The following is a 15,690-nucleotide window of genomic DNA, read 5'->3' on the forward strand; positions in this document are numbered from 1 at the left end:
TTTATAAACCATCAAGAAATCGGAGAAAATAATGGTAATTGAAATCAAATCAGACCAGTTAACGGTCCAGTTTAAAACCTTAGGTGGCGCCTTGTCGTCGATCAAGGATCGAGAAGGCATTGAGTATCTGTGGCAAGGAGATGCCACTTACTGGAGTGGACAAGCTCCAGTACTTTTCCCAATCTGTGGCTCTTTAAGAGAAGATACAGCCTTCTACAGTCACGCAGATGGAACGGAGACGAAAGGAAACATTCCTCGTCATGGTTTGGTCCGTAAAAAAGAATTTGACTTAGTTGATCAAACAGAAAACAGCGTAACCTTTGCTATCGAAGATGATGAGAATACTTATCAAAACTATCCTTATCACTTCCGCCTTGAAATCACTTATCTAGTGACTGGCAAGACTGTTCGTACTCAATACAAGATTTTCAATAAAGAAACTAATAAAGTAATGCCATTCTTTATAGGAGGACATCCAGGATTTAATTGTCCTCTGCTAGATGGAGAAACTTATGAAGATTACTATTTAGAGTTTGAGAAAGAAGAGACTTGCTCTGTTCCCCGTCCTTTCCCAGAAACTGGTATGTTGGACTTTCAAGATAGAAGTCCATGGTTGGATTCGCAAAAGGAAGTGGATCTCAGTTACGATCTGTTTAGTGTTGATGCAGTGACTTTGGATGAGTTGCAATCCAGAACAATTGCGCTTCGTTCTCGCAAACATGAGAAGGGATTGAAAGTACACTTCCAAGAGTTCTCAAATCTCATCATTTGGTCAACTTTGAATAAGGGACCTTTTATAGCGTTTGAACCATGGTCTGGCTTGTCAACATCCCTTGAAGAAGGAGATCATCTAGAAGATAAGAAGAATGTTCGGCTCTTGGAACCAGGCCAAGTCGATCAGATTGGCTTTGATATTGAAATCTTTTAGACTAAAAATTAAAACACAAAAAACAAACATTTACTGTTGACTTTTTCTGAAAATAGGAGTATATTATGTTTGTAAACAACAAATGATGTTTGTAACGAACAAATAATCACTTGTTATATTCTCTTTCGAAGAGAGAGTTTGTTTTTAGGGACTTGATTTCCTAAACTTGAATAAGGTGTCATTCATCTCATTCAATCAAATTTGTCAATAAACTGCTAGAAAGTCTTTTATAGGTCATAAAAGTCTTTACTAGCCTAGAAAAATAAAAAGGAGTAAACAATATGTCTATTGTTATCGGTGCAGATGCTGCAGGTTTGAGATTGAAAGAAGTTGTGAAAGACTTCTTGGAAAAAGAAAACTTCCACGTTGTGGATGTTACAGCTGAAGGTCAAGACTTTGTTGATGTGACTCTTGCTGTTGCTGCAGAAGTAAACAAAGATGAACAAAATCTTGGTATCGTGATTGATGCTTATGGTGCTGGTCCATTCATGGTGGCAACTAAAATCAAAGGAATGGTTGCTGCAGAAGTTTCAGATGAACGTTCAGCCTATATGACTCGTGGACACAACAACTCACGTATGATCACTATGGGTGCACAACTTGTTGGTGATGAATTGGCTAAAAATATTGCTAAAGGTTTTGTTAACGGTAAATACGACGGTGGTCGTCACCAAATTCGGGTTGATATGTTGAACAAAATGTGCTAATTAGATTACAGTAAGAAAGGTAAATTAAAAATGAGAATTGCAATTGGATGTGACCACATCGTAACAGATGAAAAAATGGCGGTTTCAGAATTTTTGAAATCAAAAGGATATGAAGTCATCGACTTTGGTACCTATGACCACACACGTACTCACTACCCAATCTTTGGTAAAAAAGTTGGTGAAGCCGTTACAAGCGGTCAAGCTGATCTTGGGGTATGTATCTGTGGTACAGGTGTTGGTATCAATAACGCTGTTAACAAAGTTCCAGGTGTACGCTCTGCCTTGGTTCGTGATATGACAACAGCACTTTATGCTAAAGAAGAACTCAATGCCAACGTTATCGGATTTGGTGGTAAGATTACTGGTGAATTGCTTATGTGCGATATCATTGAAGCTTTCATCAATGCTGAATACAAACCATCAGAAGAAAACAAAAAATTGATTGCGAAAATTGAGCACGTTGAAACTCACAATGCTCATCAAGCAGATGCAAACTTCTTTACAGAATTCCTTGAAAAATGGGATCGCGGTAAATACCACGACTAAGAGGTGACGCATGATTTTAACAGTCACAATGAATCCATCCATTGATATTTCTTATCCTTTGGATGAATTGAAAATTGATACTGTCAACCGTGTGGTGGACGTGACCAAGACAGCTGGTGGTAAAGGGCTCAATGTTACACGTGTTCTTTCAGAATTTGGTGATTCTGTTGCTGCTACTGGTTTGGTCGGTGGTAAACTTGGTGAGTTTTTAGTAGATCATATTGACGATAAAGTAACGAAACGTTTCTTCTCGATTCAAGGAGAGACTCGTAACTGTATCGCTATTCTACATGGTGACAACCAAACAGAAATTCTTGAGAAAGGGCCTGAAGTTCTGGAGCAAGAAGGGCAAGATTTCTTGGCTCATTTCGAAAATCTTCTTGACACTGTGGAAGTAGTTGCTATCTCTGGTAGTCTTCCAGCTGGCCTTCCAGTTGATTATTATGCGAAATTGGTGGAGCTTGCTAATAAAGCAGAGAAACCAGTTGTTCTGGATTGCTCAGGTACTGCCCTTCAGGCGGTCCTTGAATCACCACACAAACCAACAGTAATCAAACCAAATAACGAAGAATTGTCTCAGCTTCTTGGGAAAGAAGTTTCTGAGGATTTGAATGAATTAAAAGAAGTTCTTCAAGAGCCTCTATTTGCAGGGATTGAGTGGATAATCGTTTCACTTGGAGCAAATGGTGCTTTTGCAAAACATGGTGATACTTTCTACAAGGTAGATATTCCTAGAATTCAGGTAGTCAATCCTGTCGGATCTGGAGATTCTACTGTTGCAGGTATTTCATCTGGCCTTCTTCATAAGGAAACTAATCAAGAACTTCTTATCAAGGCCAATGTCCTTGGTATGCTCAATGCTCAAGAAAAGATGACAGGTCATGTCAATATGGCTAACTATCAAGCTCTATATGATCAATTAACAGTAAAAGAGGTATAAAATGGCTTTAACAGAACAAAAACGTGCACGCTTAGAAAAACTTTCAGATGAAAATGGAATCATTTCAGCTCTTGCCTTTGACCAACGTGGTGCTTTGAAACGCCTCATGGCTCAATACCAAACAGAAGAGCCAACAGTGGCTCAAATGGAAGAACTCAAAGTCTTGGTTGCAGATGAATTGACAAAATATGCATCCTCTATGCTTCTAGACCCAGAGTATGGTCTTCCAGCTACAAAAGCGCTTGATCCAAATGCTGGTCTTCTCCTTGCTTATGAGAAAACTGGCTACGACACAACAAGCACTAAACGCTTACCAGACTGCTTGGATGTTTGGTCTGCAAAACGCATTAAAGAACAAGGTGCAGACGCTGTGAAGTTCTTGCTTTACTATGACGTAGACAGCGCTGACGAACTCAACCAAGAAAAACAAGCCTACATCGAACGTATCGGTTCTGAGTGTGTGGCAGAAGACATTCCTTTCTTCCTTGAAATCTTGGCTTACGATGAAAAAATCGCTGATGCAGGTTCTGCAGAATACGCAAAAGTGAAACCACACAAGGTTATCGGTGCCATGAAGGTCTTCTCAGACCCGCGCTTCAACATCGATGTCTTGAAAGTGGAAGTTCCAGTTAATGTCAAATACGTTGAAGGTTTTGGCGATGGTGAAATCGTCCATAGCCGCGAAGAAGCAGCAACCTTCTTTAAAGCACAAGATGAAGCAACGAACTTGCCATACATCTACTTGAGTGCAGGTGTTTCAGCTAAACTTTTCCAAGAAACCCTTGTCTTTGCCCACGAATCGGGTGCAAACTTCAACGGAGTTCTTTGCGGCCGTGCAACCTGGGCTGGTTCAGTTGAAGCCTACATCAAAGATGGTGAAGCAGCAGCTCGTGAATGGTTGCGTACAACTGGATTTGAGAACATTGACGAACTCAACAAGGTTCTTCAAACAACAGCGACTTCATGGAAAGAACGCGTGTAAAATCTTCCTCCTAGTTTAGGAACATGAATCTAAAAAATTTTTTAAAAAAAGTTACATGTAAAGGTTTACAAAATAACTTACTTGTGTTATACTTAAATCACAAGTTAATACAAGGTGAGTGTTACTAAGTAATATTAGGCATGATCACAGGTGGATTAGAAATCAAAGGATTTTCTAGTTCATTTGTGGTCATTTTTTGTACACTCATATACCTTTAAGATACAAAAGGAGGTTGCCATGTATCGAATTCTAAATCCAATGAATCACAATGTCTCGCTTGTCAGAAATGATAAAGGAGAAGAAGTGATTGTGATTGGTAAGGGGATTACATTTGGAAAGAAGAAAGGGGATTTGATTGCTGAACATCAGGTTGAGAAAATCTTTCGGATGAAGACCGAAGAGTCAAGAGAAAACTTTATGGCTCTCCTCAAAGATGTTCCGCTTGATTTTATCACAGTGACTTATGAAATCATTGATAAGTTATCGAAGAAATATCATTATCCGATTCAAGAGTATCTCTACGTAACCTTGACAGATCATATTTACTGTTCCTATCAAGCTCTAGCACAAGGAAGGTACAAGGATAGCAATCTGCCAGATATTTCTGCCAAGTATCCTGTCGCTTTTCAAATCGCAAAGGAAGCCTTTGAAATTTATCGTCAGAAGTTGACAGATCATTTCCCTGAGGATGAAATTATTCGGATCGCTTATCATTTCATCAATGCCGAAGGGGAGAACGAAGTTCAAGTGGTTGAGTCGATAGACAAGAGGAAAGAAATCCTCAGGAATGTCGAAGAAGTGCTGAAGAGTTACGCTATTCAACGAACCGAAGAGAATAACCATTTCTATGATCGCTTTATGATTCATCTCAACTATTTTTTGGATTATTTAGACCGTTCCAGAGATGATAATCAATCTCTTCTAGATATGGAAGACCATATCAAACAATCCTATCCAAAGGCATTTGAGGTCGGCTCCAAGATTTATGATGTGATTACGCAACATACGGGTCTTGATTTGTATAAAAGTGAACGAGTTTATCTAGTTCTACATATCCAACGTTTATTGTCATAAAAATTTAATTAAAAATACATAAGGAGAATTCTATCATGAATAGAGAAGAAGTAACATTGTTAGGTTTTGAAATCGTAGCCTATGCTGGCGATGCTCGTTCAAAACTATTGGAAGCCTTGAAGGCTGCTGAGGCTGGCGATTTTGCGAAAGCAGACAGCTTAGTCGAGGAAGCTGGTTCTTGCATTGCAGAGGCTCACCACGCGCAAACAAGTCTATTAACTAAGGAAGCTTCAGGTGAGGACTTAGCTTATAGTGTAACCATGATGCATGGCCAAGACCACTTGATGACAACTATCTTGTTAAAAGATTTGATGCACCATTTAATCGAACTCTATAAGAGAGGAGTTAAGTAATGAATAAATTAATTGCATTTATTGAGAAAGGAAAACCTTTCTTTGAGAAATTATCTCGTAATATCTATCTTCGTGCTATTCGTGATGGTTTCATTGCAGGTATGCCTGTTATTCTCTTCTCAAGTATCTTTATCTTAATTGCTTTTGTACCAAACTCATGGGGCTTTAAATGGTCTGATGATGTTGTTAATCTCCTCATGAAACCTTATAGCTATTCAATGGGGATTCTAGCTCTCTTGGTAGCTGGTACAACAGCTAAGTCATTGACCGACTCAGTAAACCGTAGCATGGAGAAAACCAATCAAATCAACTATATGTCAACATTGTTGGCAGCAATTGTTGGTTTGTTGATGTTGGCAGCTGATCCTATCGAAAATGGCCTAGCTACTGGATTCTTGGGGACAAAAGGTTTGCTTTCAGCCTTCCTTGCTGCCTTTGTTACTGTGGCCATCTATAAGGTTTGTGTTAAGAACAACGTCACTATTCGTATGCCTGACGAAGTTCCACCAAATATCTCACAAGTCTTTAAAGATGTGATTCCATTCACTCTATCAGTGGTTTCTCTTTATGCTCTTGATTTACTAGCTCGTCATTTTGTGGGTGCAAGCGTAGCTGAATCAATCGGTAAATTCTTTGCACCATTATTCTCTGCTGCTGATGGTTATCTAGGTATTACGATTATCTTTGGTGCCTTTGCCTTCTTCTGGTTTGTTGGTATCCATGGTCCATCTATCGTTGAACCAGCAATCGCAGCGATTACCTATGCAAATGCTGAAGTCAACTTGAACCTTCTCCAACAAGGGATGCATGCAGACAAGATTCTTACTTCTGGTACACAAATGTTTATCGTTACCATGGGTGGTACTGGTGCGACACTGGTTGTTCCATTCATGTTCATGTGGTTAACAAAATCAAAACGTAACCGTGCAATCGGACGTGCTTCAGTAGTTCCAACTTTCTTTGGTGTAAATGAACCAATCTTGTTTGGTGCACCACTTGTCTTGAATCCAATTTTCTTTATTCCATTTATCTTTGCGCCAATTGCCAACGTATGGATCTTTAAATTCTTCATTGAGACGCTTGGCATGAACTCATTTACAGCCAACCTTCCTTGGACAACACCAGGTCCGCTCGGTATTGTTCTCGGTACAAACTTCCAATTCTTGTCATTTGTACTTGCTGCTTTGTTAATCCTTATTGACGTAGCCATCTACTATCCATTCCTCAAGGTTTATGATGAACAAATTCTTGAAGAAGAGCGTTCAGGTAAAGTCAATGATGAATTGAAAGAAAAAGTAGCAGCAAACTTCAATACTGCCAAAGCAGATGCTATTCTTGAAAAAGCAGGTGTAGAAGCAGCACAAAACACAATCACAGAAGAAACAAATGTTCTCGTTCTCTGTGCAGGAGGAGGTACAAGTGGTCTCCTTGCAAATGCTCTAAACAAAGCAGCTGCAGAGTACAAAGTTCCTGTTAAAGCAGCAGCTGGTGGCTATGGTGCTCACCGTGAAATGTTGCCTGAGTTTGATCTGGTTATCCTTGCTCCTCAAGTTGCTTCAAACTTTGAAGACATGAAGGCCGAAACCGACAAACTTGGTATCAAACTTGCTAAGACAGAAGGTGGCCAATACATTAAATTGACTCGCGATGGAAAAGGCGCTCTTGCCTTTGTTCAAGCGCAGTTCGAAGAATAAAATGTAAATAGCGAAGAAGTGAGATGGAGGAACTCCTCCCAACTATATCTCCATCTCATTTCTATTTCTTGAAAGGTGAATCAAATGACAAAAACACTTCCAAAAGACTTTATTTTTGGCGGAGCAACAGCGGCCTACCAAGCAGAAGGTGCTACACATACTGATGGTAAAGGGCCAGTCGCCTGGGACAAATACCTCAAAGATAACTACTGGTACACTGCTGAACCAGCCAGTGATTTCTATCACAAATACCCAGTTGACCTCAAACTAGCAGAAGAATATGGTGTCAATGGTATCCGTATTTCAATCGCTTGGTCACGTATCTTTCCAACGGGTTATGGGAAGGTTAATGACAAGGGGGTTGAGTTCTATCATAATCTATTTGCAGAGTGCCACAAACGGCATGTTGAGCCCTTCGTGACCCTCCATCACTTTGATACACCAGAAGCACTTCATTCAAACGGAGATTTCCTGAATAGAGAAAACATTGATCACTTTGTGGATTATGCGGCCTTCTGTTTTGAAGAATTTCCTGAAGTTAACTTTTGGACAACCTTTAATGAAATTGGGCCGATAGGAGATGGTCAGTATTTGGTTGGGAAATTCCCTCCAGGTATTCAGTACGACCTTGCCAAAGTCTTCCAATCTCATCACAATATGATGGTGTCGCATGCGCGTTCAGTAAAACTTTTCAAGGATAAGGGATATAAGGGTGAAATTGGTGTGGTTCATGCACTGCCTACTAAGTATCCTCTGGATCCAGATAATCCAGCAGATGTTCGTGCAGCCGAGTTAGAAGATATCATTCACAATAAATTTATTTTGGATGCGACTTATCTAGGACGATACTCCGAAGAAACAATGGAAGGTGTCAACCATATCTTAGCAGTCAATGGTGGAAGTTTAGATCTGCGTGAAGAAGACTTCGCTGTGCTAGAAGCTGCAAAAGACCTGAATGACTTCCTTGGAATTAACTACTACATGAGTGATTGGATGCAAGCCTTTGATGGCGAAACAGAAATCATTCATAACGGTAAGGGTGAAAAAGGAAGCTCTAAGTATCAGATTAAGGGAGTTGGACGTCGAGTGGCGCCTGACTATGTCCCACGTACGGACTGGGACTGGATTATCTATCCTCAAGGTTTGTATGATCAAATCATGCGCGTGAAGAAAGATTACCCAAATTACAAGAAAATCTACATCACAGAGAATGGTCTCGGATACAAAGATGAGTTTGTGGATGGGACAGTCTACGATGATGGACGGATTGATTATGTTAAGAAACATATGGAAGTGATTGCAGATGCAATCTCTGATGGAGCCAATGTCAAAGGCTACTTTATCTGGTCTCTGATGGATGTCTTTTCTTGGTCAAATGGTTACGAAAAGCGTTACGGCCTCTTCTATGTTGATTTTGAAACCCAGGAGCGCTATCCAAAGAAATCGGCTCACTGGTACAAGAAACTAGCTGGGACACAACTTATTGATTAAAATTCAACAAAAATTCCCCGCCAAAAGGCAGGGGAATTTTTATGGTTTTGATAAAAGAATGGTTGTTTGTTTCGACAGATCTTCAAATGTCTCCTGACTCAGTTTGGCATCTGAAACGATAGTATCAATCTCTGAGATATTGTAGAAAGTGTAAAAATCAAACTTATTAAACTTGCTGTGGTCTGCCAGTAAGTATTTTTTATTGGCATTGTTCAAGGCGATTCGTTGTACCTCGCCCTCTTCTTCACTGAAAGTAGCAATTGCCTTATCCTTAATACCATTACAGCTAACAAATGCCTTAGAAAACTGAAGGTTTGTCAAATCCTGCAAGGTAAGTGTCCCTACAAAAGCACCAGTGATAGAGCGATAATTTCCGCCAATCAAGATCAAATCTGTTAATTTTCGTTCGTTTAGGATGAGAAAAACTGGAAGACTGTTTGTTACAACACGAATGTTATCGATCGGGAGCTCACGAGCAAAACATTCTAAGGTTGTTCCTGGTCCGATAAAAATGGTTTCACCTTCGTCAATCAAATGACCAGCAAAACGGCTAATTTCTTGTTTTTCAGCAATCTGCAAGCCTTGTTTTTCGACGTTTGAGCGTTCGTTGTTTAAGAGAGAACCTGTACGAAGTTTTTCAGCACCACCATGCACACGAACCAGCAAATCCTTATCTGCCAATTCTTGTAAGTAGCGGCGAGCTGTCATATCTGACACATCAAGACTCTCCATAATTTCTTTTACAGTAATAGTGCCTTTTGTGTTTACCGTTTCTAGAATATTATCTAGTTTCTCTTGCTTTAGCATCCTTATCACCTCGATTTCTACTATTATTATCTTACCATAAAACGCTCAATCAATCAAATGGAAAAAAACAAAATAAAACAAAAACAAAAATCTCACAGTCTGTTTAAACAAACTGTGAGAAGTGTGGAGTAAAGCTTATTTTTAATCTAAACCGTAGTTATAATCCTCGTCTTGCATGGCCTCAACTTCACCAAGAAGGTAACCATTTCCGACTTGTGAGAAGAAGTCGTGGTTGGATGTTCCTGTTGAGATTCCGTTCATTACGATTGGGTTAACATCATCTGCTGAATCTGGGAAGAGTGGATCTTGTCCAAGATTCATAAGAGCCTTATTGGCATTATAGCGAAGGAAGGTTTTGACTTCTTCAGTCCAACCAACACCGTCATAAAGACTTTCTGTATAACCTTCTTCGTTCTCATAGAGGGTATAGAGCAGGTCGTACATCCATTCTTTGAGTTTTTCTTGCTCTTCTTCAGGCAATTCGTTGAAACCAAGTTGGAATTTGTAACCGATATAAGTTCCATGAACAGACTCATCACGGATGATCAGTTTGATGATTTCGGCAACATTGGCCAGTTTGTTATTACCGAGATAGTAAAGTGGTGTAAAGAAACCAGAGTAGAATAGGAAGGTTTCAAGGAAGACGCTGGCAACTTTCTTTTCAAGGGGACTACCATTGAGGTAGATCTCATTGATAATTTCAGCTTTTCTTTGTAGGTAGGGATTAGTATTGGTCCATTCAAAGATTTCTTCAATTTCAGCCTTAGTATTCAGGGTAGAAAAGATAGAAGAATAGGATTTTGCGTGGACAGATTCCATAAATTGGATGTTATTGAAAACAGCTTCCTCATGCGGTGTACGGATGTCTGAGCGAAGAGCTTGTACACCAGTTTCAGATTGCATGGTATCAAGAAGGGTCAACCCACCAAAGACTTTTCCTACCAAGTCTTTTTCTTTGTTTGATAATTTTCTCCAGTCGTCTAGGTCATTTGACAAGGGGATACGCGTATCGAGCCAGAATTGCTCCGTCAGCTTTTCCCAAGTTGATTTGTCGATGACATCTTCGATGGCATTCCAGTTAATGGCTTTGTAGTAAGTTTCCATTTGAAATCTCTTTCTGTATGTAATAATGCGATTGTCGAATCATCTCTATTTTATCATAGTCTGAGAAGAGTATCGCACAAAAAGTCGGAAGACCGACTTTTTGGTTTTTCATAGTATTTAAGATACTTATCAAGTTTTGTCTGGGGGGGTAACTTAATCAGTAATCTGAGAAAATGTGGTTGCCTCAGATAAAAATTAAATCACACAGCTTTCACATTGGTTCGCACCAACTTCTCCACCGTCGTCTGTAAAGGTACGGACGTAGTAGATAGACTTTATACCCTTGTTAAAGGCATAGTTACGAAGGATGGATAAGTCACGTGTCGTTTGTTTGTTTTCTTTCTTCCATTCATAAAGACCTTTTGGAATGTCACTACGCATGAAGAGGGTGAGTGAAAGTCCTTGGTCCACGTGTTCAGTTGCAGCCGCGTATACATCGATTACCTTACGCATATCCATGTCGTAGGCAGAAGTGTAGTATGGAATGGTTTCTGTTGACAAACCAGCAGCTGGGTAGTAGATTTTACCAATTTTCTTCTCTTGGCGTTCTTCAATGCGTTGTGTAATCGGGTGGATAGAAGCAGAAACGTCGTTGATGTAGCTGATCGAACCATTTGGAGCTACAGCAAGGCGGTTTTGGTGGTAAAGACCATCTGCTTGAACCTTTTCGCGAAGTTCAGCCCAATCAGCAGCGCTTGGAATAAAGACATCTTTAAAGAGTTCTTTAACACGGTCTGATTTTGGAACAAACTCGCCTGTCACATACTTGTCGAAGTAGCTTCCGTTAGCATAGTCTGATTTTTCAAAGTTGTGGAAGGTGATACCACGTTCGCGCGCTATATTGTTTGATTCCACCAAGGTCCAGTAGTTCATAAGCATAAAGTAGATGCTTGTAAATTCAATTGACTCAGGTGATCCGTACTCAATCAGTTGTTGGGCAAGGTAACTATGAAGTCCCATGGCACCAAGACCAAAGGTGTGAGCCAAACTGTTTCCGTGGTCGATAGTAGGGACAGCTACGATGTGTGAACTATCTGTAACGAAAGTAAGGGCACGAACCATAGCGCGGATTGAACGACCGAAGTCAGGTGAAGTCATCATGTTGACCACGTTGGTTGAACCAAGGTTACATGAAACGTCCGTTCCCATTTGAAGGAATTCTTGAGCATCGTTGATCAAACTTGGTTCTTGAACTTGAAGAATCTCAGAACACAAGTTACTCATGATAATCTTACCATCAATAGGATTTGCACGGTTAGCTGTATCAATGTTGACTACATAAGGGTAACCAGATTCTTGTTGCAATTTAGAGATTTCAGTTTCCAAATCACGCGCCTTGATTTTTGTCTTGCGGATGTTTGGATTTGCGACCAATTCATCGTATTTCTCAGTGATGTCGATATAGTTGAACGGCACCCCGTATTCAAGCTCTACAGAGTATGGGCTAAAGAGATACATTTCTTCATTTTTGCGAGCCAATTCGTAGAATTTATCGGGTACCACAACACCAAGTGAAAGGGTCTTCACACGAACTTTTTCATCGGCATTTTCTTTCTTAGTAGAAAGGAAAGCGATGATATCTGGGTGAAAGACATTGAGGTAGACGACCCCAGCACCTTGACGTTGTCCGAGTTGGTTAGAGTAAGAGAAGCTGTCCTCAAAAAGCTTCATAACTGGTACGACACCAGATGCTGCACCTTCATAACCCTTGATAGGAGCTCCAGCTTCACGAAGGTTGCTGAGGGAAATTCCCACACCACCACCGATACGTGAAAGTTGGAGAGCTGAGTTGATGGAACGTCCGATAGAGTTCATGTCATCAGTTACTTGAATCAAGAAACAAGATACCAACTCTCCACGACGAGCACGACCAGCATTCAAGAAGGAAGGAGTAGCTGGTTGATAGCGTTGGTGGATGATTTCATTGGCAATATCAGTCGCAATCGCTTCATCCCCGTCAGCAAAATAAAGTGCATTAAAGAAGACACGGTCTTCCATGCTTTCAAGGTAATATTCCCCATCATTAGTCTTCAAGGCATATTGATTGTAAAACTTATAGGCTGCCATAAACGACTTGAATTGGAAGTTTTGGTCCTTGATAAATTGATGCAATTCTTCCAAAAACTCTGGACGGTATTTCTTGAGAAATGCAGTTTCGATGTAGTTATGTTCAATAAGGTAGTTGATTTTATCAGTAATTGAATCAAAAACCATAGTGTTTGGAACTACATTTTCTTTAAAGAAAGCATCCAAGGCTTCCTTATCTTTATGAAGCATGATTTGTCCATTAACAGGACGGTTGATTTCGTTATTGAGACGGAAGTAAGTCACGTCTTCAAGATGTTTTAATCCCATAAAATTTTCCTTATCTAACCTGATTACAAAAGAAAGGCCTCTAAGTTAGCCCTAGAAGCAATTTCTTCTGGATGATGCACTAAAATTATGCTAACTGTTTTAGTTTTCCTGGTTGGAAACCTGAAAAGACTTCAGTTGGTGTTTGGATGACAGGAGCAGCGCTGAAACCGAGCTCTTTAACTTGATCGATATACTCAGGTTGCTCGTCAAGATTGATCTCATGATAAGCGACATTGTTGCTGTCCAAGAAACGCTTGGTCATCTTACATTGGACACAGTTGTTTTTAGAATAAACGGTTACCATTTTCGTAACTCCTCTTTCAAAATAGATTACTTTCTTAGTATATCAGAAAAAAAAACTTTGTCAAACTTTTTAAACTAAATCTTGTGCTAAAAAGTTACAGTTTTGAAATCAAAACACAAGATATAGTGTTTTTTGAAACATAAATTTTGACTTCCGTTGAATTGTCAAACTTTCTCAAAATAAAAAAACTACATACTGTATATTGGCAATATAAATAGAAGATTTTCAGCAAGTTATCAGAAAGGAAAACGAAGAAAATAGCAAAAATCGTAAGAACAGTAATAAGTATAGCTGAGATAATACTTTAACAAAATAGAAACTGTAATATTTACGAAAAAAGAAATTTTCTACACAAGATGTCCCAATATTTGTATTAGAATATCTAAAATATAACCAAAGTGGAAATGACAGATTATGATGTATTCATAAAAATGGATCATTGGTTAATTTTATATAGGATACTTATGAGTTTCGTATCCTTTCATAAGGAGTATATAAATACAATGTTTGAAAAAGTTCATTTTATGTGATACACTATCTGTGATTATAAGATTAAAAAATGGATATCTGGATACTTTTGTTTGATAGAGAATGTTATCAGATTATAATTAGATTAAATGAATGAAAGAATACAGAATTAGGAGGCGCGTGGTGAAAGAAAATGATGTTATTTTAAAACGGCAATCGACTCAAATATTTTTTAAGAATGGTGATACGGATTTTTTCTTCAATTGGTTGTTAGGAATCGGTGAAATTTTTGGTTTCTCTCATGGAGAGCTTTATTATCTTGCTCAAAGATTGGGGAACTCACCAAAGCCTGATGACTGGAAAAATGTATTTTTATCGCATGTAAACTACCTTGAACAAGAAGCAAGTAATTCAGGGTTGAGTGAACAAACAAAGGCGCAGTATTATCTTGCACAGACCTACTCACTTCGCTCGGCAATCCAATTTACCGATCCATTTTCTGAAGAGTATTTACCGACCGTTCGTCAAATGGAGAAGGTGTTTTCTAGTGCAATTCATTCACTAGGTGCACCGATTGAAAAATTAACTATTACCTATCAGGGTTCTTACTTGCCTGGTTATTATCTTCATAGCGGCGATAATTGCCCAACGCTAATCATGATTGGTGGAGGTGATACTTATCGCGAAGATTTATTTTACTTTGCAGGATATCCTGGATGGATACGAAATTATAATGTTTTAATGGTTGACCTTCCCGGTCAAGGGAGCAATCCTAGTAGAGGGCTGGTCTTTGATGTGGATGCCTCTATTCCAATTTCATTATGCATAGACTGGTTGGAAAATAGAAATCCTAAACTAAATTATTTAGCCATTTATGGTGTCAGCGGAGGGGGATATTTTACCGCACAAGCTGTTGAAAAGGATCCAAGAATTCATGCTTGGATTGCTAGTACCCCTATTTACGACGTTGCAGAACTTTTCAGAAAAGAATTTGGATCAAGTTTGAAAGCACCTAGTTGGTTAATAAATGCCATTTTAAAATTAGCTGGAAATTTGAATGAATCAGCAAATTTGAATCTTAAAAAGTATGCATGGCAGTTTGGTACTTCTGATTTTAAGAGTGCTATTGATGATGTATTTAACCACGCAAAGATTGTAGATTATCAAAAAATTCAATGTCCTTGCCTGTTTATAATGGGAAAGGGAGAAGGTACTGAGCTGCAACGACAAACTAAGGTAATTTATGAAGCGCTTAAATCTAAAAATCCGCAAACTAAACTTCAGGTTTTTGACTCCGAAAGCGGTGCAGATGCTCATTGTCAAGTCAATAATTTAAGACTCGCCCATAATATAGTTTTTGATTGGTTGGACACTTTATTTGAATGGAATAGATTGAATTTTTAGCCACGCTTACACTACTTAGGTATATCTATTTTAATGTGAGACATCAAAAGATTATTTTACGTTAAGTGGCTAACTAGATAATTCTATACTATTAATAATTTGTGCCCAAATTTCCCATAGTACCTGTATGATAGAAAAAGAAGCAAGTTCATTTTCAGTAAAAGTCCATAAAATACTTGAAAAATTATCTAGAAGGTGATATAATACAGTCTTGTAAGGGTTATCACATATAATCCAAAAAAGAAATAACTAAAGGAGAGTCAAACTATGGCTTCTAAAGATTTCCACGTAGTGGCAGAAACAGGTATTCACGCACGTCCAGCAACATTGTTGGTTCAAACAGCTAGCAAATTTGCTTCAGATATCACTCTTGAATACAAAGGTAAATCAGTAAACCTTAAATCTATCATGGGTGTTATGAGTCTTGGTGTTGGCCAAGGTGCTGACGTTACAATTTCAGCTGAAGGTGCAGATGCTGACGACGCAATCGCTGCTATCACTGAAACTATGGAAAAAGAAGGATTGGCATAAGG

15 protein-coding genes are annotated in these 15,690 nt (G+C 39.0%); 11 read left to right on the forward strand and 4 right to left on the reverse strand.

Annotated elements, in window-relative coordinates:
• Nucleotides 1-31 precede the first annotated feature (31 nt).
• From PG086_RS04365 to lacG, 9 genes are all read left to right on the forward strand, one after another.
• The gene (locus PG086_RS04365) at nucleotides 32-928 is read left to right on the forward strand and encodes an aldose 1-epimerase family protein (RefSeq protein ID WP_270747907.1); all 897 of its coding nucleotides are present in this window, start codon (nucleotides 32-34) and stop codon (nucleotides 926-928) included.
• Between the two features lie 281 nt (nucleotides 929-1,209).
• Complete coding sequence (gene lacA / locus PG086_RS04370; protein WP_270747908.1) at nucleotides 1,210-1,635, forward strand: galactose-6-phosphate isomerase subunit LacA; 426 nt, start codon at nucleotides 1,210-1,212, stop codon at nucleotides 1,633-1,635.
• A gap of 30 nt (nucleotides 1,636-1,665) precedes the next feature.
• Nucleotides 1,666-2,181, forward strand: coding sequence for a galactose-6-phosphate isomerase subunit LacB (gene lacB, locus PG086_RS04375; RefSeq protein ID WP_270747909.1), 516 nt, complete (start codon nucleotides 1,666-1,668; stop codon nucleotides 2,179-2,181).
• Between the two features lie 10 nt (nucleotides 2,182-2,191).
• Nucleotides 2,192-3,121 carry a tagatose-6-phosphate kinase gene (locus PG086_RS04380; protein WP_270747911.1) on the forward strand — a complete coding sequence of 310 codons (930 nt, stop codon included), beginning with the start codon at nucleotides 2,192-2,194 and terminating at the stop codon, nucleotides 3,119-3,121.
• Between the two features lies 1 nt (nucleotide 3,122).
• Nucleotides 3,123-4,103, forward strand: a complete 981-nt coding sequence (gene lacD, locus PG086_RS04385; protein WP_270747912.1) for a tagatose-bisphosphate aldolase — start codon at nucleotides 3,123-3,125, stop codon at nucleotides 4,101-4,103.
• A 237-nt stretch (nucleotides 4,104-4,340) separates the two neighbouring features.
• A complete protein-coding gene (locus PG086_RS04390; protein ID WP_270747913.1) occupies nucleotides 4,341-5,177 on the forward strand; it encodes a transcription antiterminator in 837 nt (278 codons plus the stop codon).
• A gap of 35 nt (nucleotides 5,178-5,212) precedes the next feature.
• A complete protein-coding gene (locus PG086_RS04395; RefSeq protein ID WP_001078324.1) occupies nucleotides 5,213-5,530 on the forward strand; it encodes a PTS lactose/cellobiose transporter subunit IIA in 318 nt (105 codons plus the stop codon).
• Nucleotides 5,530-7,224: a lactose-specific PTS transporter subunit EIIC gene (locus tag PG086_RS04400; protein ID WP_270747915.1), complete on the forward strand. Its 1,695-nt coding sequence runs from the start codon at nucleotides 5,530-5,532 to the stop codon at nucleotides 7,222-7,224. Before PG086_RS04395 ends, PG086_RS04400 begins: the two co-directional genes overlap by 1 nt.
• A gap of 84 nt (nucleotides 7,225-7,308) precedes the next feature.
• Nucleotides 7,309-8,715 (forward strand): 6-phospho-beta-galactosidase, encoded by a 1,407-nt coding sequence (gene lacG / locus PG086_RS04405; RefSeq protein ID WP_270747916.1) that lies wholly within the window; start codon nucleotides 7,309-7,311, stop codon nucleotides 8,713-8,715.
• Nucleotides 8,716-8,754: 39 nt separating this feature from the next.
• Here lacG and PG086_RS04410 read toward each other — a convergent pair whose 3' ends face one another.
• The 4 genes from PG086_RS04410 to nrdH form a co-directional block, all read right to left on the reverse strand.
• Entirely contained in the window at nucleotides 8,755-9,522 is a 768-nt protein-coding gene (locus tag PG086_RS04410; protein ID WP_270747917.1) for a DeoR/GlpR family DNA-binding transcription regulator, read from the reverse strand.
• A gap of 141 nt (nucleotides 9,523-9,663) precedes the next feature.
• Nucleotides 9,664-10,626, reverse strand: coding sequence for a class 1b ribonucleoside-diphosphate reductase subunit beta (gene nrdF / locus PG086_RS04415; protein WP_000451378.1), 963 nt, complete (start codon nucleotides 10,624-10,626; stop codon nucleotides 9,664-9,666).
• Between the two features lie 195 nt (nucleotides 10,627-10,821).
• The gene (gene nrdE, locus PG086_RS04420) at nucleotides 10,822-12,981 is read right to left on the reverse strand and encodes a class 1b ribonucleoside-diphosphate reductase subunit alpha (protein WP_270747920.1); all 2,160 of its coding nucleotides are present in this window, start codon (nucleotides 12,979-12,981) and stop codon (nucleotides 10,822-10,824) included.
• Nucleotides 12,982-13,066: 85 nt separating this feature from the next.
• Nucleotides 13,067-13,285, reverse strand: coding sequence for a glutaredoxin-like protein NrdH (nrdH, locus tag PG086_RS04425; RefSeq protein ID WP_153193770.1), 219 nt, complete (start codon nucleotides 13,283-13,285; stop codon nucleotides 13,067-13,069).
• 651 nt (nucleotides 13,286-13,936) lie between these two features.
• Between nrdH and PG086_RS04430 the strand changes: the two genes are divergently transcribed.
• Both PG086_RS04430 and PG086_RS04435 read left to right on the forward strand, forming a co-directional pair.
• Nucleotides 13,937-15,157, forward strand: coding sequence for an alpha/beta hydrolase family protein (locus PG086_RS04430; RefSeq protein WP_009730105.1), 1,221 nt, complete (start codon nucleotides 13,937-13,939; stop codon nucleotides 15,155-15,157).
• 267 nt (nucleotides 15,158-15,424) lie between these two features.
• A complete protein-coding gene (locus PG086_RS04435; protein WP_000146948.1) occupies nucleotides 15,425-15,688 on the forward strand; it encodes a phosphocarrier protein HPr in 264 nt (87 codons plus the stop codon).
• Nucleotides 15,689-15,690 lie beyond the last annotated feature (2 nt).

The organism is Streptococcus halitosis (assembly GCF_027691175.1).
GTDB classification, from domain to species: Bacteria; Bacillota; Bacilli; order Lactobacillales; family Streptococcaceae; genus Streptococcus; species Streptococcus halitosis_A.